General features: G+C 66.9%; 15 protein-coding genes. 4 read left to right on the forward strand and 11 right to left on the reverse strand.

Going from position 1 to position 20,163, the window contains the following annotated elements:
• Positions 1-28: 28 nt before the first annotated feature.
• The 5 genes from AC1RKI_RS23875 to zwf form a co-directional block, all read right to left on the reverse strand.
• A complete protein-coding gene (locus tag AC1RKI_RS23875; RefSeq protein ID WP_492797778.1) occupies positions 29-1,372 on the reverse strand; it encodes a sensor histidine kinase in 1,344 nt (447 codons plus the stop codon).
• Positions 1,372-2,088 carry a response regulator transcription factor gene (locus AC1RKI_RS23880; RefSeq protein WP_150979678.1) on the reverse strand — a complete coding sequence of 239 codons (717 nt, stop codon included), beginning with the start codon at positions 2,086-2,088 and terminating at the stop codon, positions 1,372-1,374. Before AC1RKI_RS23880 ends, AC1RKI_RS23875 begins: the two co-directional genes overlap by 1 nt.
• Before the next feature lie 11 nt (positions 2,089-2,099).
• Positions 2,100-3,101, reverse strand: a complete 1,002-nt coding sequence (locus AC1RKI_RS23885; protein WP_492797776.1) for a glucokinase — start codon at positions 3,099-3,101, stop codon at positions 2,100-2,102.
• Between the two features lie 6 nt (positions 3,102-3,107).
• Positions 3,108-3,788: a 6-phosphogluconolactonase gene (gene pgl / locus AC1RKI_RS23890; RefSeq protein WP_061955668.1), complete on the reverse strand. Its 681-nt coding sequence runs from the start codon at positions 3,786-3,788 to the stop codon at positions 3,108-3,110.
• 136 nt (positions 3,789-3,924) lie between these two features.
• Positions 3,925-5,373 (reverse strand): glucose-6-phosphate dehydrogenase, encoded by a 1,449-nt coding sequence (gene zwf, locus AC1RKI_RS23895; RefSeq protein ID WP_150981809.1) that lies wholly within the window; start codon positions 5,371-5,373, stop codon positions 3,925-3,927.
• 398 nt (positions 5,374-5,771) lie between these two features.
• On the opposite strand from zwf, the gene edd reads away from it, so the two are divergent.
• Entirely contained in the window at positions 5,772-7,598 is a 1,827-nt protein-coding gene (gene edd, locus AC1RKI_RS23900; protein WP_244788456.1) for a phosphogluconate dehydratase, read from the forward strand.
• 197 nt (positions 7,599-7,795) lie between these two features.
• Here edd and AC1RKI_RS23905 read toward each other — a convergent pair whose 3' ends face one another.
• The 3 genes from AC1RKI_RS23905 to AC1RKI_RS23915 form a co-directional block, all read right to left on the reverse strand.
• Positions 7,796-8,731, reverse strand: a complete 936-nt coding sequence (locus AC1RKI_RS23905) for a mechanosensitive ion channel family protein (protein ID WP_084003929.1) — start codon at positions 8,729-8,731, stop codon at positions 7,796-7,798.
• A gap of 185 nt (positions 8,732-8,916) precedes the next feature.
• Positions 8,917-9,930: a helix-turn-helix domain-containing protein gene (locus AC1RKI_RS23910; RefSeq protein ID WP_492797773.1), complete on the reverse strand. Its 1,014-nt coding sequence runs from the start codon at positions 9,928-9,930 to the stop codon at positions 8,917-8,919.
• A gap of 130 nt (positions 9,931-10,060) precedes the next feature.
• Positions 10,061-11,344: an MFS transporter gene (locus tag AC1RKI_RS23915; RefSeq protein WP_227460557.1), complete on the reverse strand. Its 1,284-nt coding sequence runs from the start codon at positions 11,342-11,344 to the stop codon at positions 10,061-10,063.
• Between the two features lie 326 nt (positions 11,345-11,670).
• Between AC1RKI_RS23915 and AC1RKI_RS23920 the strand changes: the two genes are divergently transcribed.
• Positions 11,671-13,833 (forward strand): TonB-dependent receptor family protein, encoded by a 2,163-nt coding sequence (locus AC1RKI_RS23920; RefSeq protein ID WP_227460556.1) that lies wholly within the window; start codon positions 11,671-11,673, stop codon positions 13,831-13,833.
• A 96-nt stretch (positions 13,834-13,929) separates the two neighbouring features.
• Here AC1RKI_RS23920 and AC1RKI_RS23925 read toward each other — a convergent pair whose 3' ends face one another.
• Together AC1RKI_RS23925 and AC1RKI_RS23930 are read right to left on the reverse strand one after the other, a co-directional pair.
• A complete protein-coding gene (locus AC1RKI_RS23925) occupies positions 13,930-15,522 on the reverse strand; it encodes a peptide chain release factor 3 (RefSeq protein WP_061955659.1) in 1,593 nt (530 codons plus the stop codon).
• 128 nt (positions 15,523-15,650) lie between these two features.
• Positions 15,651-16,646 (reverse strand): YihY/virulence factor BrkB family protein, encoded by a 996-nt coding sequence (locus tag AC1RKI_RS23930; protein WP_061955657.1) that lies wholly within the window; start codon positions 16,644-16,646, stop codon positions 15,651-15,653.
• A gap of 242 nt (positions 16,647-16,888) precedes the next feature.
• On the opposite strand from AC1RKI_RS23930, the gene AC1RKI_RS23935 reads away from it, so the two are divergent.
• Together AC1RKI_RS23935 and AC1RKI_RS23940 are read left to right on the forward strand one after the other, a co-directional pair.
• Positions 16,889-17,086: a hypothetical protein gene (locus AC1RKI_RS23935; protein WP_061955655.1), complete on the forward strand. Its 198-nt coding sequence runs from the start codon at positions 16,889-16,891 to the stop codon at positions 17,084-17,086.
• Between the two features lie 995 nt (positions 17,087-18,081).
• Complete coding sequence (locus AC1RKI_RS23940) at positions 18,082-18,423, forward strand: hypothetical protein (protein WP_061955653.1); 342 nt, start codon at positions 18,082-18,084, stop codon at positions 18,421-18,423.
• Between the two features lie 344 nt (positions 18,424-18,767).
• On the opposite strand, the gene AC1RKI_RS23945 is transcribed toward AC1RKI_RS23940, so the two are convergent.
• Entirely contained in the window at positions 18,768-20,144 is a 1,377-nt protein-coding gene (locus tag AC1RKI_RS23945; protein ID WP_061955651.1) for a sigma-54 dependent transcriptional regulator, read from the reverse strand.
• Positions 20,145-20,163 lie beyond the last annotated feature (19 nt).

A 20,163-nucleotide genomic window follows, 5' to 3' on the forward strand; every position in this document is an offset into this window, starting at 1 on the left:
CGCCGCGGGAATCCGCCCGAATCCGCGCCTAGGCATCCGCCTGTGCCGCGGCCGGAAAGACCACCCGCACGCGCAGCCCGGGCGCCGCGTCTTCCAGCGCCACGCGCGCGCCGTGGGACTGCGCCACTTCGGCGACGATGGCCAGCCCGAGTCCGCTGCCGCCGGTGGGCGCATCGGGCGCGCGATAAAACCGGTCGAACACGCGCGCACGCTCGGCGGCCGGGATGCCCGGGCCGTTGTCGGCCACCACCAGTTCCACGCCGTCAGCGGTGTGCGCTACTTGCACGTCGATCCGGCCGCCGCGCGGAATATAGGCCAGCGCGTTGTCGATCAGATTTGTCAGCAGGATGCGCAGCGCATCGGCGTCACCACGCACCGTGACGGGTTCCGGGCCGGTGTCCTCCAGTCCCAGGTCGATGTCGCGATCGAGCGCCGCCTGCGACATCTGGGCCACCACATCGCCCGCCAGCGCGCGCAGGTCCACCGGTTCGTGCGGCGGCGGCGCGGCGCCGGGCTCCTGGCGCGCCAGCGTCAGCAACTGCGCCACCAGATGCGTAATGCGCTCGAGTCCCTGCCGCAATTGCGCCACGGCCTGCTGGCGCGTCGCTGCGCTATCCGCGCGTTCCACCAGTTGGGCCTGCAGTTGCAGCGCCGTCAACGGCGTGCGCAACGCGTGCGCGGCGTCGGCCACGAAAGCGCGTTGCGTGTCGATGGCGTGCGACAGTCGCGCCAGCAATTGATTGAGCGCATCGGACAGCGGCGCGATCTCGTCGGGCATGTCGCGCACGGCCAGCGGCGCCAGCGTGTTGGCGTCGCGCAGCCGCACTTCGGTGGCGATCTCGCGCAATGGCCGCAAGCCGCGACCCACCGCCAGCCACACCAGCCAGCCCAGCAGCGGCAGCAACAGCAGCAGCGGCGCCACGGTGCGCAGCGCCATGTGCGCGGCCAGCGTGCGGCGCGCGCTCATCGGCTGGGCGATCTGCACGACGGCCGGCCCCAGCTGCACGCTGTAGATGCGCCATTCGCCCGATTCAGTGCGCGCATCGGAAAAGCCCAGCTCCGCGCGCGGCGGCAACACCGGATGCGAGTGCGACAGGTATAGGCTGCGCCCCGAGCCATCCCAGATATGAATCACCACGTCTTCATCGGCATGCAGCAGATCCGCACCGGCGCCGCTGCCGGCGTCGAACTGCGGCGCCACGGGCGCGGAAAACTGGCTGGGCAGCGCGGCGGCCACCTGCTTCATCTGGTAGTCGAACAGCGCGTTGGCTTCCTGTCGCGCCTGGCCATAGATCAGCGCGGTGGCCACCGCGATGCCGGCCGCCAGGCCCGCCGCCAGCCACCAGAGCAACGTACGTTGGATCGATCGCATCAGTCGGCGGCCCCTTGCGTGCCCTCGGCGGCGGCGTCGCGCTGCGGAATCAGATAGCCGACGCCGCGGATGTTGCGGATCAGCGCCGCGCCGAACTTGCGGCGCAGCGCGTGGATATAGACCTCCACCGTGTTGCTGCCCACCTCGTCGTCCCAGCCATAGAGCCGCTCCTGCAACTGCGCCACCGACCACACCTTGCCAGGACGGGCCATCAGCGCCGACAGCAGCGCGTATTCGCGCGCCGACAGCCGTACCGGCGCGCCGCCCTGCGTGGCCTCGCGCGTGGCCGGGTTGAGCACGATATCGCCGTAGCGCAGCACGGGCTCCGCGCGGCCCTCGGCGCGGCGGACCATTGCATGCATGCGCGCCACCAATTCCTGCAGATCGAACGGCTTGATCACGTAGTCGTCCGCGCCGGCGTTGAGACCGGCCACGCGGTCCGACACGGCGTCGCGCGCGGTGACGATCAACACCGGCGTGCGCACGTTGCGCGCGCGCAGCGTCTTGAGGACGTCGAGCCCGGAGCGACGCGGCAAACCCAGATCCAACAGCACCAGGTCATAGCCGCCGTCGGCGCGCGGACCGTGCTGATCGGACGCGGCTTCGAGCCCCGCGTCGCCATCTGTCACCCAGTCCACGGTAAAGCCTTCCTGGCGCAGCGCCAGCTTCACGCTTTCGCCAATCATGGCGTCGTCTTCGACCAGCAATACACGCATGATGTCGTCGTTCAGGGATGGACGTGGCGCATGTCGCCTTCGAGCCGGTCGGCCAGCGCGCGCGCCAAGCCCGGCAGCGCGGGAAATTCGGCCGTGATCACGTGGACCGGAATATCGGCCAGATACGCGCCCATGCGGCCCTTTTCCGCAAAGCGCCCGGAAAACGGCGACGCGCGGAACGCATCGACGAAGCGCGGCACGATACCGCCGCCGATATACACGCCGCCGCGCGCGCCCAGCACCAGTGCGACATCCGCGGCGACCGATCCCAGCAGGCCGCAGAACACGTCGAACGCGCGGTGGCACAGCGCATCGCCGTGCTTCACCGCGCCTTCGGTCACCTGCGCCGGCGCGAGCGGTACGGCCAGGGGCGTACCCATTTCTGCGGACAGCGCAGCATGGATGTGCGACAGCCCCGCGCCCGACAGCAGGCGCTCCGCGGACACGCGTCCAAGCTCTGCATGCGCGGCGCGCCAGGCGATCCATTCGTCGTCGGTGGCCGGCATGATCTCGATATGGCCGCCCTCGCCGGCCAGCGCGACCGCGCCGCCGCCTGGTGCCGGCACCAGGCCCGAAACGCCCAGCCCGGTGCCCGGGCCAATCAGCGCGCGCGGCGCGGTGGGTACGGCCGTGCCCGCGCGCACCAGCGCCAGCGCATCGGGCGGCAGCCAGGGCAACGCCAGCGCCAGCGAGGTGAAATCGTTAATCGCCACCAGCGTGGTCAGTCCCAGCGACTCACGCATCTGTTCGATCGAAAAGGCCCAGTTGTGATTGGTCAGCTTGACGTGATCGCCGGTCACCGGATTGGCCAGCCCGATGGCCGCATGGCGCACCGCGTCGGCACGCTGCGCCTGCAGGTACTGGCGCATCGCCGCTTCCAGCGACGGAAAATCTGCCACCTTGTAGCCGGTGACTTCGCCGATGCGCATCGGCGCGGATTCCAGGGCAAAGCGGACGTTGGTGCCGCCGACATCGGCCAGCAGGCGGGGATAAGCAGAGGCGTTGCGGGTCATCGGTCTTCAGGTGCGAAAGATGTCTACGCCGCGGCGATGGCGCGCCAGCACCACGCTCACGGGCAGCGACGGCGTGGGCGCCTGCAGCGCGCGCGCCAGGACTTCGGCCTTCTTCTCGCCGGAAATGGCCAGGAACATGCGCTCGGCGGCCAGCAGCGCCGCGAGGTTGAGCGTCACGCGCGCATGCGGCGCCACGCTGGGATGAGTCACGACATAGGCGGGCGTCGGGTCGGACAGCGCGTCCTGCAATTCGGGGGCATCGGGAAACAGCGACGCGGTGTGCCCGTCCTCGCCCATGCCCAGCACCACCACATCGGGCTGCTGGAATGCGCCGTTCAGCCGCGCGACGGCGCGTTGCGGCTCGGCGGCTTCCGCTTCGTCACGGATCAGCGGCACCCATGCCGCCACGCCCGCGCCTTCGCGCAGCAAATGGTTGCGTACCAGCGCGCCATTGCTGTCGGCATGGTCGGGCGGCACGGCGCGTTCGTCGACCAGCGTCACGGTCACGGCGTCCCAGCGAATCGGCCGATAGCGCAGCCGCTCGAACATCGGCAGCGGCGACTTCCCGCCGGAAACGGCCAGCACGGCCCAGCCCTTGGCCTTGATGACGAGATCGAGTGCGTGGCCCACCGAGATGGCCAGCGATTCGGCCTGATCCATCGGCGTGGCATGTTCGAACTGGCGCATGGCGATCTCCTGGCGGTGGACAAGCGGTTGAAGGGTTACGTGTTCGATGCGCGGGGGATGTGCTGAAGGCAGCGGGCGGTGGCGAAGGGGCCGGGGCGCGACGGCATAGCCGATTGGCCGGCCCCGTGCCCGCGTCTCAGACTTCCTCGTGCCACAGCGCGTTGTCGCGCGACATCAGCGCGGACGACGCGGCGGGCCCCCAGGTGCCGGCCGTGTAAGGCTTGGGCGGTACGGTGCTCTGGTCCCAGGTGTCGATGATCGGCTCGACCCAGCGCCACGCCTGCACCTGTTCATCGCGCCGCACGAACAGGCCAAGCCGGCCGCGAATCACGTCAAGCAGCAGGCGTTCGTACGCGCCGGCGCGGCGCTTCTTGAACGAGTTGGCAAAGTCCAGATCGAGCGAGGTGGGCGTCAGCTCCAGCGTGTCGCCCGGCTGCTTGACCAGGAAATACAGGCGGATGCTTTCCTCGGGCTGCAGGCGAATGACCAGCCGGTTCTGCGGCGACAAACCCAGCGGCTTGGGAAAGATTGCGTGCGGCACGTCGCGGAAATGCACCACGATCTCGGCCACGCGCGACTGCATGCGCTTGCCGGTGCGCAGGTAGAACGGCACGCCTTCCCAGCGCCAGTTGGCGATCTCCGCCTTGACGGCCACGAAGGTTTCGGTGCGGCTGTCCGGCGCGATGCCCTGCTCTTCCAGATAGCCAACCACCGGCTTGCCGCCGATCGCCCCGGCGCGGTATTGGCCGCGCACGGTTTTCTCGGCGACGTCCTGTGGCTGGATCGGTTTGAGCGCCTTGAGGATCTTGATCTTCTCGTCGCGGATCGCGTCTTCGCTGAGGCTGGCCGGCGGCTCCATCGCCACCATGCACAGCAGCTGCAGCAAGTGGTTCTGCACCATGTCGCGCAGCGCGCCGGTGCGGTCATAGAAATCGCCGCGCGTTTCCACGCCCAGTTCCTCGGCGATGGTGATCTGCACGTCCTGCACCCATTCGCGCCGCCACAGCGGCTCGAACAGCGCGTTGCCGAAGCGGATCGCCATCAGGTTCTGCACCGACTCCTTGCCCAGATAGTGATCGATCCGGTAGATCTGGTCTTCCGCGAAGAACTGGGCGACGGCGGCGTTGATGGCCTCCGAGGAATCGAGATCGTGGCCCAGCGGTTTTTCCAGCACCACGCGCACATTGGGCGTGTTCAGACCGGTGCGGCCCAGTTGTTCGCAAATCGGCACGAAGATGTGCGGCGCCGTGGCCAGATAGCAGACCACGACTTCGGGCTTGCGCGACAGCACTTTCTCGGCCAGCGCGTCGAAGTGCGCGGGCTGGCGCGCGTCGGCCTGCACGTAGCAGATGCGTTCGAGAAACGATGCCCATGCGTCAGGCGGCGCGTGCTCCAGACCCGGCCGCACGGAATCTTCCAGCGAGGCCTTGTATTGCTCGGTGGTCTGCGCGTGGCTCCCGGTGGCCAGGATCCGCGCCGACGGATGCAGTACGCCGCAGCGGTGCGCATCAAAAAGGGCCGGCAGCAGCTTGCGCCGCGCCAGGTCACCGGTGCCGCCAAACAGCACCATGTCGAAATCGGGCATGCTCACCCTGGACTCCTTGCGGGGATGGGGGGGCGCCCCCCGGCAACTACTGAGTGCCGGCGGGCGGCGTATAAGTTCCAGCCAAGTGTCCGGCCATGTTACGTCACTCGCCTTGCCTTGTGCACGCGCCCATCCCGCCATGCGGAATAGCGTACCCGTTTCTGCGTGGATGCAAGACGGGTTGCTACGGCGGGTGACAGCGGCGTGACACGTCGCGAGATCGTCGCGCCGCACGAAGGCTGCGCGGAACATCCGCCGCATTGGGTGATCCCAACGTCAGGCAAGCGCAGCGCCGGTGCGGCGCGCGATTTTCGGCTACGCTGCACAAGCGCCCTGAACACGACACCTCGCAAGACAACGCCCCGCAAAAACATCTCACCCGACTCCAGGAGAGCCCCATGCCCCCGCATCCCGTTCTGGAACGGGTCACGGCCCGCATCGTGACCCGCAGCGCCCCGACCCGCCAGGCTTATCTCGATCGCACCCGCGCCATGGCCGGGCAGAAGGTGGAGCGCAGCAACCTGTCCTGCACGAATCTGGCCCACGCGGTGGCCGCCATGCCCGACAACGCCAAGATTAGGCTCAAGGCGCAGGAGCGGCCCAACCTGGCGATCGTGTCCGCCTACAACGACATGCTGTCCGCGCACCAGCCGCTGGAAGCCTTTCCGAAATGGCTCAAGGAAGCGGCGCTGGAAGCCGGCGGCACCGCGCAGTTTGCGGGCGGCACGCCGGCGATGTGCGATGGCGTGACGCAAGGCCAGGACGGCATGGACCTGTCGCTGTTTTCGCGCGATGTGATCGCCATGTCCACGGCGGTGGCGCTGTCGCACCAGATGTTCGACGGCGTGCTGTGTCTGGGCGTGTGCGACAAGATCGTGCCCGGGCTGGTGATGGGCGCGCTGTCGTTCGGCCATCTGCCCGCCGTGTTCGTGCCGGGCGGCCCGATGACTACCGGTATGGGCAACGAGGAAAAGGCCCACATCCGCCAGCTGTTCGCCGAGGGCAAGATCGATCGCCAGGGTCTGCTCGAAGCCGAATCGAAGTCCTATCACGGCCCGGGCACCTGCACCTTCTACGGCACCGCCAACTCGAATCAGATGCTCATGGAGATCATGGGCCTGCATCTGCCGGGCACCGCCTTTATCAACCCGAATACGCCGCTGCGCGAGGCGCTGACGCGCGAATCGGCCCGTCAGGCGCTGCGCCTGGTGCACGGCGGCGAGCGCTACATGCCGATTGCCGAGGTGCTGGACGAGCGCGCGTTCGTCAACGGCATCGTCGGGCTGGTGGCGACAGGCGGGTCGACCAATCACACGCTGCACCTGATCGCAATGGCGCGCGTGGCCGGCATCCAGCTGACGTGGGACGATTTCGACGAACTGTCCGCCGTGGTGCCGCTGCTGGCGCGCGTGTATCCGAACGGCAAGGCCGACGTGAACCAGTTCCAGGCGGCGGGCGGCTTGTCGCTGGTGATCCGCGGCCTGCTGTCGCTGGGCCTGCTGCATGACGACGTGAACACGATCGTGGGCCGCGGCCTGGGCGATTACACGCGCGAGCCGACGCTGCGCGAAGGCCGGCTGACATGGACCGACGGCCCCGCGCAAACGCTCGACGACACCATCGTACGACCCGCCGACAACCCGTTCGCGCCCGATGGCGGCATCAAGGTGCTCGATGGCAAGCTCGGCCGCTGCGTCATCAAGACATCGGCCGTGAAGCCGGAAAACCAGATCGTCGAAGCGCCGGCCATCGTGTTCCTGCATCAGGACGACGTGCTGGCGGCGTTCAAGCGCGGCGAACTCGAGCGCGATTTCGTCGCGGTGCTGCCGTGGCAGGGGCCGGCGGCGTGCGGCATGCCGGAGCTGCACAAGCTGACGCCGACGCTGACGTTGCTGCAGGATCGCGGCTTCCATGTGGCGCTGGTCACGGACGGGCGCATGTCGGGCGCGTCGGGCAAGGTGCCGGCGGCGATTCACGTGTGTCCCGAGGCGCTGTCCGGTGGCGCGATCGGCCGCGTCCGCACGGGTGACATCGTGCGTGTCGACGCCCCGGCGGGTGTGCTGACGGTGAAGGTCGACGAGGCGCAGTGGGCCGCGCGCCAGGTCGATATTCCCGATCTTTCGGCCAATCGCCACGGAGTGGGACGCGATCTGTTCGGCGGCTTCCGGGCGCACGTGAGCACGGCGGAAATGGGCGCGTGTTCACTGTTTGCCGACGAAGGGTGACGCGACAGTATTTGCGGCAAGAGCCTGGCGAGGCGCTACGCGGCGCCCGAAAGCGTACCCGTTTCTGCGTGCGCGGCGCGACGCGGTTTGCGCCCATTTGGCGGCTGCCCGGAGCCGCCAAATGGGCCTTCTCCCACGTTTTTTCCGCTTCGCGCCCACGCGCCGCCTCATGCGCGAGGGCGCCTGCGAAATATCGCTCAGTTTGGCCTGCCCGGCCCCGACGAACGGATGCGATAGCCGTCGGCGCGGCCGCGGGCATCGCCATCACCATCGTCGCGGGGGTCGGCATCGGCATCGTCGATGGCAGGCATATGCACGTCCCGCACCGGCACGGCGATGCGGCAGCCGGCGTTCTCGACGGTCGATTTCAGGCGCGCGAACAGCGCGAACTGCACGGCCCAGAAGTCGTCGTTGGACGTCCAGTAGCGCGCGTTCAGCGTCACCCCGCGATCCGTGTAGCGCACCACCATGACTTCACGCCGCGGCTCGGCAAGCAGGCGCTTCTCGCTGTCGAGCATCGCCGCCAGTGCGTCGAGCCCGGCCTGGATCGGACTGTCGAAGGTCACCGTGACCTCCATGTCCATGCGGCGCGTCGGGTTCTCGCTGTAGTTCATGATCGCGCTACCCCAGATCTTGCCGTTGGGCACGCGCAGGCAGACGCCGTCGAACGTCTGCAACTCCGTCATGAACAGCCCCGTCTCGCGCACGGTGCCCGCCACGCCTTGCGCGTCGATGTACTGACCTACGCGAAACGGCCGCAACAGCACCAGCATGATCCCGGCGGCGATGTTCTGCAGCGTGCCCTGCAGCGCGAGGCCGATAGCCAGGCCCGCCGCGCCGAGCATCGCGATGATGCTTGCGGTCTGCACGCCGAACTGCGACAGGACCAGCACAACGGTCAGCACGCGGATGATCCACTGCACGATGCTGGCCAGCATCGGGCGCAGCGTGTCGTCGACATGGGTGCGCTGCAGCGCCTGACGCAGCCCGCGCGCGGCGCGCGCCGACAACCACCAGCCGATGATCAGGATCGCCAGCGCGGCCAGGCAGTTAAGCCCCTGGCTGATGGCGAACTGGGTCAGATACGCCCAGGTGGCCTCCAGCTTTGCGTGATCGATGAAATTCAGGTCCATGCGTTGACTCCACGGGATGCAAACCGGGCGTGACTTGCGAAGGGCGTGCCAGCCAGCGGCCCGGGAAATCCCAAAGCGTACCCGTTTCTGCGCGGCGCATTGCCCGATAACGGCTCGGCCCAATCTGATCGGCGCGCGCTGCGCGCATCACAATGCGGCGGCCTGCGGTGGGCGGTGTGAAGTCCTTACAACCCGGCAGAAGAATTTGCCGCCGCGCGCCACTGCCCCGGCGTGATGCCGAATGCGGCGCGAAACCGGTTGCCAAGGTGGCTGGTGGAAGCAAACCCGGCCTGGCTCGCCACTTCGTGCAGAGACAGACGGGCATTGCCGAGCAGCGCGCGAGCCCGCTCCAGCCGCGCACGCATGATCCACGCGTGCGGCGGCATGCCGAAGGACACGCGGAACATCCGCGCGAAGTGAAATTCGGACAAATCAGCCAGCGCGGCCAGCTCGCCCAGCGTGGGATTGGCCGCCGGATGCGCGTCGATCCAGTCCGCCACGCGGCGCCGCACCGCGCCGGACAAGCCGCCGCGCCATTGAGTCAACGGCCTGCGCGTGCCATGCGTCAGCAGCAGATGCGTGACCGCCTCGTGCGCAAGCGCGTTGCCGATCATGCGGCTGTCGATGTCCTGCCAGTCCAGCATCACCAGCCGGCGCGACAGGCCGGCCAACATCGGATCCTCGGCAAACAGCCGATCCTGCAACTGCAGTGCGCGCGGTTCGGCATCGAGCACGCGCACGCAATGCCAGGCCAGATGCTCGGGCTGGAAATACAGATGCAGAAAGCGCTGGTCGCCACCGACATGCCATGACGATTCGTGCTCGGCAGGCAGCACGCAGAGCCGGTCCGGCGCGCCCTTGCGATCCGGTGCGTCGCGCCGATAGGTGGCATGGCCGCCTTCGAGATACATCGACATCGTGTGGTGGCCGGGACGCGCGTAGGCGGTATCGTCGTGCCGATTGCGCCAGAGCGCGAGTCCCAGGCCATCGCCGAGCACACACGCGCGTTCGAGCGACGCACGCGACTGGGTGAGCGCGGAAAACACTGCGTTGTCGTGCAACGGCTGCGCGGCCGGCGAGCTGGCCGGACCATCGGCCGACGCCACCGCATCACGGGCGTGCGGGGCGGCCGAGACGTTTACGGCGGCGTTGGGAGCATTGGGGGCGCTGGGGGCAGGCGCCCGGCTGGCGATGGGCATGCTGCGACTCTAGCGCAATTCGGCCGCTGCCGGCGCGCGTCGGGCCGCTTGCGGCAACGCAGAAACGGGTACGCTTGGGCCGCAAAAAAGGGCGGCAGCACCGCCCTGGCCGATTACGCACCCTGCAGCATCAATGCGCCGCGGCGGCCTTTTCTGACGGCTGCGGCGCGGCCGGATGATCGTGCAGCCGATCGCGATTGGTCAGCTGCGGGAACAGCTTCATCCATGCGGCCACCACCAGCAGCGTGCCCGCGCCGCCCAGCAGCACGGCGCCTACGGGCCCCAGCAGCGCGGCCGTGACGCCCGATTCAAATTCGCCAAGCTGGTTCGAGGCGCCGATAAACACCGAATTCACGGCGCCCACTCGGCCGCGCATGTCGTCGGGGGTGTCGAGCTGGACCAGGGTCTGACGCACGACCACGCTGATCATGTCCGAGGCGCCCAGAATCACCAGCGCGCCCATCGACAGCGGCAGCCATGTCGACACGCCGAACACCATCGTGGCCACGCCGAAGATCGCCACCGCGCCGAACATCACGCGCCCGACACGGCGATTGAGCGGATGCCGCGCCAGCCACAGCGCAGTGACCAGCGCGCCGATGGCCGGCGACGAGCGCAGCAGCCCCAGGCCCCACGGACCGGTATGCAGAATGTCGCGCGCGTAGATCGGCAACAGCGCCGTGGCGCCGCCGAGCAGCACCGCGAACAGATCGAGCGACACCGCGCCCAGCAACACCTGATGGCTGCGGATATAGGCAAAGCCGGCAAACAGCGTCTTGACGCTGACCGGCGCGGTCAGCCGTTGCGCGGCCTGGCGCAGCTTGAGCGTAAACACCAGCGCCGCCGCGATGGCGAACAGCGCGGCGCTGATCGCATACACCACGCCCGGGCCGGCCACATACGCGAAGCCGCCCAGCGCGGGGCCGATGATGATGGCGGTCTGCGCCGCCGAACTCGACAGCGCCACCGCGCGCGGCAGCATGCGCGGCGTGACCACGCTGGGCAGCAGCGCCTGCAGCGTCGGCGTTTCAAAGGCGCGGCAACCGCCAATCGCGGCGACGAAGAAAAAGATGTGCTCGCTGGTCACCCAGCCCGACAGGCTGGCCACGGCCATCGACAGCGCGATCGCCGCTTCCGCGATCTGGCAGGTGCGCACGATGATGCGACGATCGAAACGGTCGGCCACATGGCCCGACATCAGCATCAAGACGATCGACGGCAGGAACTGCACCAGACCGACCATGCCGAGCATGAATGGATCGCGCGTCAGGTCGTACATCTGCCAGCCGACGGCCACTGTGAAGATCTGGTAGCCGATGGTGGTGCAGAGCCGGGCAAACCAGAAATGCCGGAAAGCGGGATCGCGGAAAACGGTGTCCGGCTCATTGGCCGGGTGCGCGGGGGCAGATGACATGAGACTGGAAAGCGTCTGGCGACGCGCAAAGGCGGGCAATGTACGCAACCGCGTACAACGGCAAAGTCAGGAATTCTAGCCGACTCCCCGGCAATACGCCGACAGCGCCATGTATCTACATTGATGCATGAATACCACAGCCTCGACACAAATTCGCGCCCAAGAATGGAGTTGCGAATCATTCTTATTTATACTCCGGACTGGACGACAGGCGCATCACAAGGCACCGCGTCGGCGCGCAAAGCCGCAAACGTGCGTCAGACATCACCGATATCGGTGTCGCCTTCGCCGCTTCTTTTTGCCTTCCGCCTTTCCGGATTTACACCGTGCTGCCCGCATTTCGACTTTCCTTCTGCGCGACCGGCGTCGCGCTGCTCTGCCTGTCCCCTGTCTCGCAAGCCCAGACCGCCCAGCCCGCTGCGCCGGCCCCCGCTGCCGCCGGCAATTCGCTGAGCGCGGTCACCGTGGTTGGCAACTGGCTGGAAGCGCCCAGCGAGGAAAAGGTGCTCGAGCATCCGGGCGCACGGACCATCGTCGAGCGCGAAACCTTCACCGAAAGCGGCGCGAACAACGTGCGCGATGTGTTGCGCCGCGTGCCGGGCGTGCAGGTACAGGAAAGCAATGGCACGGGCGGCAGCGATATTTCGCTGAACGTTGGCGTGCGCGGGCTGACCTCGCGCCTCTCGCCGCGCTCGACGATCCTGATGGACGGCGTGCCGCTGGCCGTGGCGCCGTACGGCCAGCCGCAGTTGTCGATGGCACCGCTGTCGCTGGGCAATCTCGATGCCGTGGATGTGGTGCGCGGCGCCGGTTCGGTCCGTTATGGCCCGCAGAACGTCGGCGGCATCATCAACTTCGTCTCGCGCGCGATTCCGAAGACGTTTGCGGCCGATGCGTCGATCGAAACCGACATCTACAGCCATGGTGGCAACGCCAAGGCCAATCCGACCGCGTTCATCGGCGGCACCAACGACAAGGGTCTGGGCGGGGCCTTCCTGTATTCGGGCGTGCACGGCAACGGCTTCCGCGAAAGCAATGACTACGTCGACATCGACGACCTGATGCTCAAGGGCGCGTACCAGATCACGCCGAACGATACAATCTCGGCCCAGTTTCATTACTACGAGGCGCACGCCGGCATGCCGGGCGGACTGACCAGCGCGAAGTACGCGGCCAATCCGTTCCAGTCGGATCGTCCCTATGACGATTTCTCGGGCCGCCGCAGCGATTTCTCGGTCAAGTACGCGCACAACGACGCCAATCGCAAGTTCGAAGTGCTGACGTACTACACCGACAGTTTCCGCGGCAGCACGCTGGAACAGCAGGGCACGGGCGCTACGGCCGCGCAGCGCCGACTGACCACCGCGCCGCGCAACTACCATGTGTTCGCATTCGAGCCGCGCTATTCGCAGCTGTTCCGCACCGGCAGCGTCAGCAACGAAGTCAGCATCGGTTATCGCTACCTGCGCGAAGCCAGCGATGAAAAGGCCACGCGCACCGCGTACTACACGCCGGGAACGGTGTTCGCGCCCGATCTGTCGGCGCCGGTGTACCAATGGCGCACGGGCGGCACCACGGCCAACGCGGTGTATATCGACGACACCATCAACTGGGGCAACTGGACCATCACGCCGGGCCTGCGCTACGAGTTCATCCGCTCGAACCTGACCGACCGCTTTACGAACGTGCGCACCGACGTGTCGTCCAACGAGCCGCTGCCGTCGCTGTCGGTGCTGTATCACATTAACGATAACTGGACGGCCTTTGCCAATGCCGGCGTGTCGTTCGGCCCGCTGCAGTACTTCCAGATCGCGTCCACCACCAACGGACTGACGCCTGAAAAAGCCAAGACCTACGAGGTCGGCACGCACTTCAACGACATCAACGGGTTTGGCGGCGAGTTGACGCTGTTCAACATCGACTTCGACGACGAACTGCAGTTGCGCGGCGGCACGGGCGGCGCACCCGATGCGTGGACCAACCTGGGCGCCACCACGCACCGCGGCATCGAATCGGCGCTGCGCTACGACTTCGGCAAGCTGTCGAAGACGCTGGCCGGCCTGAGCGCCTACGCCACTTACACGTTCACCGACGCCTACTATCAGCAGGGCAATTTTGCCGGCCGCGACCTGCCGTTCTATTCGCGCCACACGGCCACGTTGGGCATGCGATACGCGCGCAACCGATGGACACTCAACGTCGATGGTTTTGCGCAGTCGAAGCAGCATTCGCCCGGCGATCCCGCCACGTCGACCGTGTATCAAACGCAGGAATCCGCCAACGGCGCGCTGGGTGACATTCCCGGCTATGCGCTGATGAACCTGCGGCTGGGCTACGACTTCGGCAAGACGGCGCAGAATCTGAAGCTGGCGGTGGGCGTCAAGAACGTGTTCGACCGCCGCTACTTCACGCGCTCCACCGACAACAACTCCGGCAAGTATGTGGGCATGCCGCGCACTTTCTACATCCAGGCGTCGCTGGCATATTGAGCGCCTCCGACGCGCCATCGGCACCATGAAAAACGGCCCGCTTGTTGCGGGCCGCTTCGTTTGGCGATGCGGTTTCCGGCTGCGGCCGGGACCGGATCAGACGATCTCGCGCGTTTCCAGGAAGCGGATATTCGGAAAACGCTCCTGCGTCAGGCGCAGATTCACCATGCTGGGCGCCAGGTAGACATGATCGCCCGCGCCGTCGAGCGCGACGTTGTGGCCGTTCTTGTCGATCAGCTTGTCGATCTCGGCCGGATCGCCCTTGAGCCAGCGCGCGGTCGCGCATTCATGCGATTCGAAGATCGCGTCGACGCCGTACTCGTGTTCGAGCCGGTGCGCCACCACATCGAACTGCAGCATGCCCACCGCACCGAGCACGAGGTCGTTGGACATCAACGGGCGGAACATCTGCGTGGCGCCTTCCTCGGCCAGCTGCTGCAAACCCTTCTGCAACTGCTTGACCTTGAGCGGGTTGTTCAGGCGCGCGCGACGGAAAAACTCGGGCGCGAACGACGGAATGCCCGTGAAGCGCAACGGCTCGCCTTCGGTGAACACATCGCCCAGCCGGATCGTGCCGTGGTTGGGCACGCCGATGATGTCGCCCGCGTAGGCCTCTTCGGTCGTGTTGCGGTCCTGCGCCATGAAGGTGATGGCGTTGTTGATCGCCACGGTCTTGCCCTGCGCCACGTGCAGCAGTTTCATGCCACGGTCGAAACGGCCCGAGCAGACGCGCACGAACGCGATGCGGTCGCGGTGGCGCGGGTCCATGTTGGCCTGGATCTTAAACACGAATCCGGTGAACTTGGCCTCCTGCGGCTCCACGGTGCGCGATTCGGTGCGGCGCGCCAGCGGCGGCGGCGACAGCTCGCACAGCGCATCGAGCAGCGACTGCACGCCGAAGTTGTTGATGGCTGAGCCGAAGTACACGGGCGTCTGCTTGCCCGACAGGAATGCTTGCTTGTCGAACGTGTGCGACGCGCCACGCACCAGTTCGATTTCCATGCGCAGTTCGTCGGCCTGCGAGCCGAGAATGCGGTCCAGCTCAGGGTTGTCCAGGCCGTCCAGGATTGCGGACGTTCCCTTTTCGCCCTTCGGATCGAACAACTGCACCTTATCGTCGATCATGTGATACACGCCGCGGAACGCCTTGCCCATGCCGATCGGCCAGGTCATCGGCGCGCACTGGATCTTCAGCACGTCCTCGATTTCATCGAGCAGCTCGATGGGCGAACGGCCTTCGCGGTCGAGCTTGTTGATGAACGTGAGAATCGGCGTGTCGCGCAGACGGCAGACATTGAGCAGCTTGATGGTCTGCGCTTCCACGCCATTGACGGAGTCGATCACCATCACGGCCGAATCGACCGCCGTCAGCGTACGGTACGTGTCTTCGGAAAAGTCCTCGTGCCCCGGCGTGTCGAGCAGGTTGACGATGTTCTCCTGCGCCTCGGCGCGCGGCTGATACGGGAACTGCATCACCGACGACGTGACGGAAATGCCGCGCTGCTTTTCCAGTTCCATCCAGTCGGACGTGGCGTGGCGGTCGGCCTTGCGGGCGCGCACTTCGCCGGCCACCTGGATGGCGCCGCCAAACCAGAGCAGCTTTTCGGTGAGCGTGGTCTTACCCGCGTCCGGGTGGGAGATGATGGCAAACGTGCGCCGACGCGCAATTTCGGAAACGAGCGAACTCACGGCTTGTGGAGTCAGGTAATGGCAAGCCCGGGCAGTGCGGCGGCGCCAGCCAGATGAGGCGGCGCAACGAAAGGGCCGGGAAGCGGAAGCGGCCCGGGAAACGTCCCGGGATCGAATGGGGCGCTATTTTACCGGTTCGCGGGCCCGGCCGGGGGATGCGCCGGATCGACGGCTTTCTGGCGCGCGGGATCGTGCCCGCGCAGGCTGCCGAATTGCAGCGCGTACTGGCGCGTCAGCTCAGCGCCGAAGAAGAATATCTGCGCCGAGTAATACACCCACAGCATCAGCGCCACGACCGAACCGGCCGCGCCGTACGACGACGCCACGGCGCTGTTGCCCAGATACAGGCCGATCAGGCGCTTGCCGACGGCGAACAGCAACGCGGTGATGACCGCGCCCATCGTGACGTCGCGCCAGGCGATGCGTGCGTTCGGCAGCATCTTGAAAATCACCGCGAAGAGCGCGGTCACGACCGCGAACGAGAACAGCGTGGAGATGACGTCCGCGATCGGCGCGAACCACGAGGCGGCCCAAAGCTGGCCCCAGAAGCGGTTGATCACCGCCAGCGCGGCGTTGACGATCAGCGACACCAGCAGCATGAAGGCCAGCGCCAGCACGATGCTGAACGACAGCAGCCGCGCGCGCAGTAGTTTTTTCCAGCCCGCGCCCGCCGGCGGCGGCGCCTGCCAGATGTCGTCGAGGCTGCCCTTGAGTTCGGCAAAGGCGCTCGTGGCGCCGACAAACAGGATGCCGGTGGCAATGATCGCCGCGATACCGCTGCCGCCCGCGCGGTGCGTGGCGGCAAGGATTTCCTGGATCGCCGCCGCGCCCTGCGTCCCGACCAGCCCTTCGAGCTGGGCAAAGATCTCGCCGCGCGCCGCTTCGGCGCCGAAGAACAGGCCGGCGATGGAGATCACCAGCACCAGGATCGGCGCCATCGAAAACAGCATGTAGAACGACAGGGCCGCGCCCTTGCTGGCGGCGCGATGCTCGAACCACGACATCACGGCGGCGGACACCACGCGCACGGTGCGGGTGCCGGTATGCCGGTCGGGCAGCAGGCGGCCGCGCTGCGGGCGCGGCGGTGTGGAATCGGAAGGTTCGTGCACGTGGTCGGAGGGCATGCCGTTCGTCCTGGATGGTGGCTCGCGTGGAACGCAAGTGTCGCATCTGTCACGATAAAAGCGTGGCTGCCGTGTTTCGCAGCGTCTGTCAGGCAGAGTCTGATGTGTGTTGTCCATCATAGGTCGCCGCGCCCAGCGCCGCACACGCAACCTGCTACAGTGAATTCACACACCCATGCCGGACACGCACATGCCGGGTCGGACGCCCTGGCGCGGCGCACGGCCGGAAACAGGAGGCTACCGTGATCGTCACCTTGCCCGCGCGGCGCAACGCCGCATGGTCCGCGCTCTTCACGCTGAGCGCGATGACATGCCTGCTGGCCATCGCCGGTTGCGAGCGCAACCAGCAGCCCGGCCCAGGCCCCAAGCCGATTTCGAGCCAGATGACCGCACCGCCGACGTCGGGCGCTTCTGCCTCCCAGGGCGCCGCACGGCCCTAGCCTCGGGCGGGACAGGGGACACGTCGGCGCGCCGGTCACGCGGCGATCGTAGCTGTCGTAACGAGCGTAATGCGCGAGGCGCGCGCCATTCATTCGGAACGGGACCGCGCCGCCACGGCGATCCGCGTGATGCCCAGCGCCTCGCCCATCTGTCTTGTCGGCAGGAAGTCCGACATAGGTATGCGTACCCGTTTCTGCGAACGTCAGCGGGTTTCAGGCGTGCAACCAGATGCACCAGTGAGCCGGCATCGGGACAGGCCTGGGACGCCGACATCGTTTTGGCACCCCGACACGCCGCAAGCTTCGCAAAACAGACACCTCTGTTTGCATTAGGGCGCGAATAGTCGGCCCCGCTCCCACCCTGGGCCCGCGATGCTGCGGTATCAGGCAGACAGATCGCGCGACCGGGGTGGCACGGCTTGCCACATCGCGCGCCCTGCCGTCCGCTTGCCGTTACAGCGGCGTAACCGATTGCGGCCGCCGTCGGCCCATTGCGCGCAAACCGGCTCGCGACACTTGCCCGCATCCCTTGTAAAACAACCGTTTGCGGTCGATTGGCACGCTTGTCGCTCTATATCCGTGCGGGAGAAACACGAGTCCACAAAACAAGAAGCACTGCACGCAGGAGTAGACACGCCATGCGCCATCCACCAGCGCGAATGACGGCACGCCGACGCGCCCATCGACTTGCGGGCCGCGCCTCCACCGTGAGGGACTTGCTCTCGCCGCCGCTGTTGCCGTTTCCGCGGCAGCCCGTACGCCCTGTCGCAACGTATTACGCAACGGCCAACTGCGGCTTCATGGCGTCGGCCAGCCGGCAGCGCAACGGTCATCCCGGCTGCTGAGCGGCCGAGACATCCCGGGCGCACTTTATTTGCGGGTTGGCAAGGGTTTCGGGCACGCGCACGTTGCTTTTTCGCGGGCGCGCACCTAAACCGGTTTACGTGCTCCGTCCCCCGGCGGGCACCTTTTTCCAGCAAGGGAGGGAGCCACCCATGTACGCCAGAGTCGTCACCGCCATCGCACTGGCCGTGCTCTCCACCGCGGCCGCGCCGGCACTGGCCGGCAACTACGCATATTTCGACCGCCCCGACGCGGCCAATCCCAACAGCCACGCCGCGGTCAGCAACGATAGCTATGTGCGCGCCTTCGGCTGGGCCTGGGGCGATCTGCAGTTCAGTCCGGACAAGAGCGAGTCGCCGATTGCGCCGACGCCGGCCGAACGGCGGCAGGCACGCGACGGTGTGTCCGATCCGCGCGATCTGACGCCCGGACATTTCCCGCAGGAGGACAACGCGACGCCACGCGGCAGGCGCGGCAAGGTGGGCATGACCTGAAGCCCGGCCAGGGGTTTCTGGTTTCCTGGTTTCTTGCGCGGGCCAAGCCGCGCTAGCCTGCCGCCGCTGTCCGGGCGACGGGACAAAGGGGATCCGGCGAGCGGACGTCGCCGGGTCTCCCTTGGCGCTCGATGCCAGCCCTTATGCCAGCCGATCATGGGCGAGAGGTGCGCGCGTCGCCACCATCGACGTCACGACACTGCGCCCGGACAGCCGCATTGATTCCGGCCCCGCGCCGCATTGATCGAGGCCCATGATTTCCGCCAGGCTTGCGCCGGGCGCATGCGTGGCGTGGCCGCTGCAAAACAAATCCTTCCCGCACGCGACCGCAACGCCGCCGCAACCTATTCGGCGGGCGCGCCCGGTTGCAGATCGACGCGGATATTGTGCTTGTGCATCAACCGGTACAGCGTCACGCGCGACACGTTCAATTCGCGCGCGGCCGGCACCACATGGAAGCCATGACTGGCCATCACCGTGCGAATCGCCTCGCGCTCCGCTTCTTCGCGGATTGCATCGAGCGTCTTGCGCGGGACTTCCACGCCGCCATGCAACTGGAGATCTTCGGCCGTGATCTTGCGGTTGTCAGTCATCACGATGGCGCGCCGCACGCGATTGATCAACTCGCGCACGTTGCCCGGCCACGTGTATTGCATCATCGCCTGCGTCGCGCACGCCGAGAATCCGCGGATGCGCCGGTGCGCCTCGTGGCCGTGCTCGGTCAGCACGGCGTTGGCCAGCAGCAGGATGTCCTCGCCGCGCTCGCGCAGCGGCGGGATCGCCAGCGTGAGCACACAGAGCCGGTGAAACAGGTCGGGACGAAAACGTCCATCGCCCTGCGCCGCGATCAGGTCCACGTGCGTCGCCGAGATAATGCGCAGGTCCAGCGGAATGGACTGATGACCGCCCAGCCGCGTGATGGTGCCCTGCTGCAGGAAGCGCAACAGCGCCACCTGGCTTTCGAGCGGCAGGTCGCCGATTTCATCGAGAAACAGCGTGCCGCCCTGCGCCTGTTCGATCCAGCCGATCTTGCGCTGGTTGGCGCCGGTGAACGCGCCTTTCTCGTAACCGAACAGTTCCGACTGCACCAGGTGCGATGGAATGGCGCCGCAGTTGATCGCCACGAACGGACCCTTGCGGCGGCTCGACGCCTCGTGGATGGCCTGCGCCGCGAGTTCCTTGCCGGTGCCCGATTCGCCCGAGATAAAGACGGGCGCCTCGTTGTGCGCGACCTTGGCCAGCGAGCGGAACATGGCGCGCATCAGCGCACATTCGCCGATCATCGGTCCGCGCGCGGTGGGCGCCTCGGGCAGGCGCGCGCCGTGCAGACTTGCCATGCCATGCGCGTGCTTGAGCGTATAGAGCAGTTCGTCGAACGAGAACGGCGTGCGCACGTAGTCGACGCAGTAGTCGCGGATCAGGCGGCGCACGCGGTCGTCCTCGAGCATCGCCGTCGACGTGATCGCCACCCACATCACATGCAGATGCTGCAGGCCCTGTTCTAGCTGATTCAGTTCGGCCTCGCCGTATGGCGTCTGCAGGTCGAGAATGCCGGCCATCGGGGCGCTGCCGCGCACCACGCGTTCCAGGTCTCGCACCTGTTGCACGCGGCGGATCTCCCATCCCGATCCAAACTGGCTGGCGTTGAATCCAAAATCCTCATAGCGCGACACGAGCACGATTTGTGCGGAGCGTGCGGGCGCCTTGCACAATCGGTCCATGACGTTCTCCCTGACGTTG

Source organism: Cupriavidus sp. GW822-FHT06G04, assembly GCF_058799075.1.

Bases quoted from the DNA above. Each gene is read 5' to 3' on its own strand.
- AC1RKI_RS23945 (WP_061955651.1), bottom strand. From the start codon at position 20,144: ATGGACCGATTGTGCAAGGCGCCCGCACGCTCCGCACAAATCGTGCTC.
- AC1RKI_RS23880 (WP_150979678.1), bottom strand. From the start codon at position 2,088: ATGCGTGTATTGCTGGTCGAAGACGACGCCATGATTGGCGAAAGCGTG.
- AC1RKI_RS23930 (WP_061955657.1), bottom strand. From the start codon at position 16,646: ATGCCCTCCGACCACGTGCACGAACCTTCCGATTCCACACCGCCGCGC.
- AC1RKI_RS23940 (WP_061955653.1), top strand. From the start codon at position 18,082: ATGTACGCCAGAGTCGTCACCGCCATCGCACTGGCCGTGCTCTCCACC.
- AC1RKI_RS23905 (WP_084003929.1), bottom strand. From the start codon at position 8,731: ATGGACCTGAATTTCATCGATCACGCAAAGCTGGAGGCCACCTGGGCG.
- AC1RKI_RS23885 (WP_492797776.1), bottom strand. From the start codon at position 3,101: ATGACCCGCAACGCCTCTGCTTATCCCCGCCTGCTGGCCGATGTCGGC.
- edd (WP_244788456.1), top strand. From the start codon at position 5,772: ATGCCCCCGCATCCCGTTCTGGAACGGGTCACGGCCCGCATCGTGACC.
- pgl (WP_061955668.1), bottom strand. From the start codon at position 3,788: ATGCGCCAGTTCGAACATGCCACGCCGATGGATCAGGCCGAATCGCTG.
- zwf (WP_150981809.1), bottom strand. From the start codon at position 5,373: ATGCCCGATTTCGACATGGTGCTGTTTGGCGGCACCGGTGACCTGGCG.
- AC1RKI_RS23875 (WP_492797778.1), bottom strand. From the start codon at position 1,372: ATGCGATCGATCCAACGTACGTTGCTCTGGTGGCTGGCGGCGGGCCTG.
- AC1RKI_RS23910 (WP_492797773.1), bottom strand. From the start codon at position 9,930: ATGCCCATCGCCAGCCGGGCGCCTGCCCCCAGCGCCCCCAATGCTCCC.
- AC1RKI_RS23915 (WP_227460557.1), bottom strand. From the start codon at position 11,344: ATGTCATCTGCCCCCGCGCACCCGGCCAATGAGCCGGACACCGTTTTC.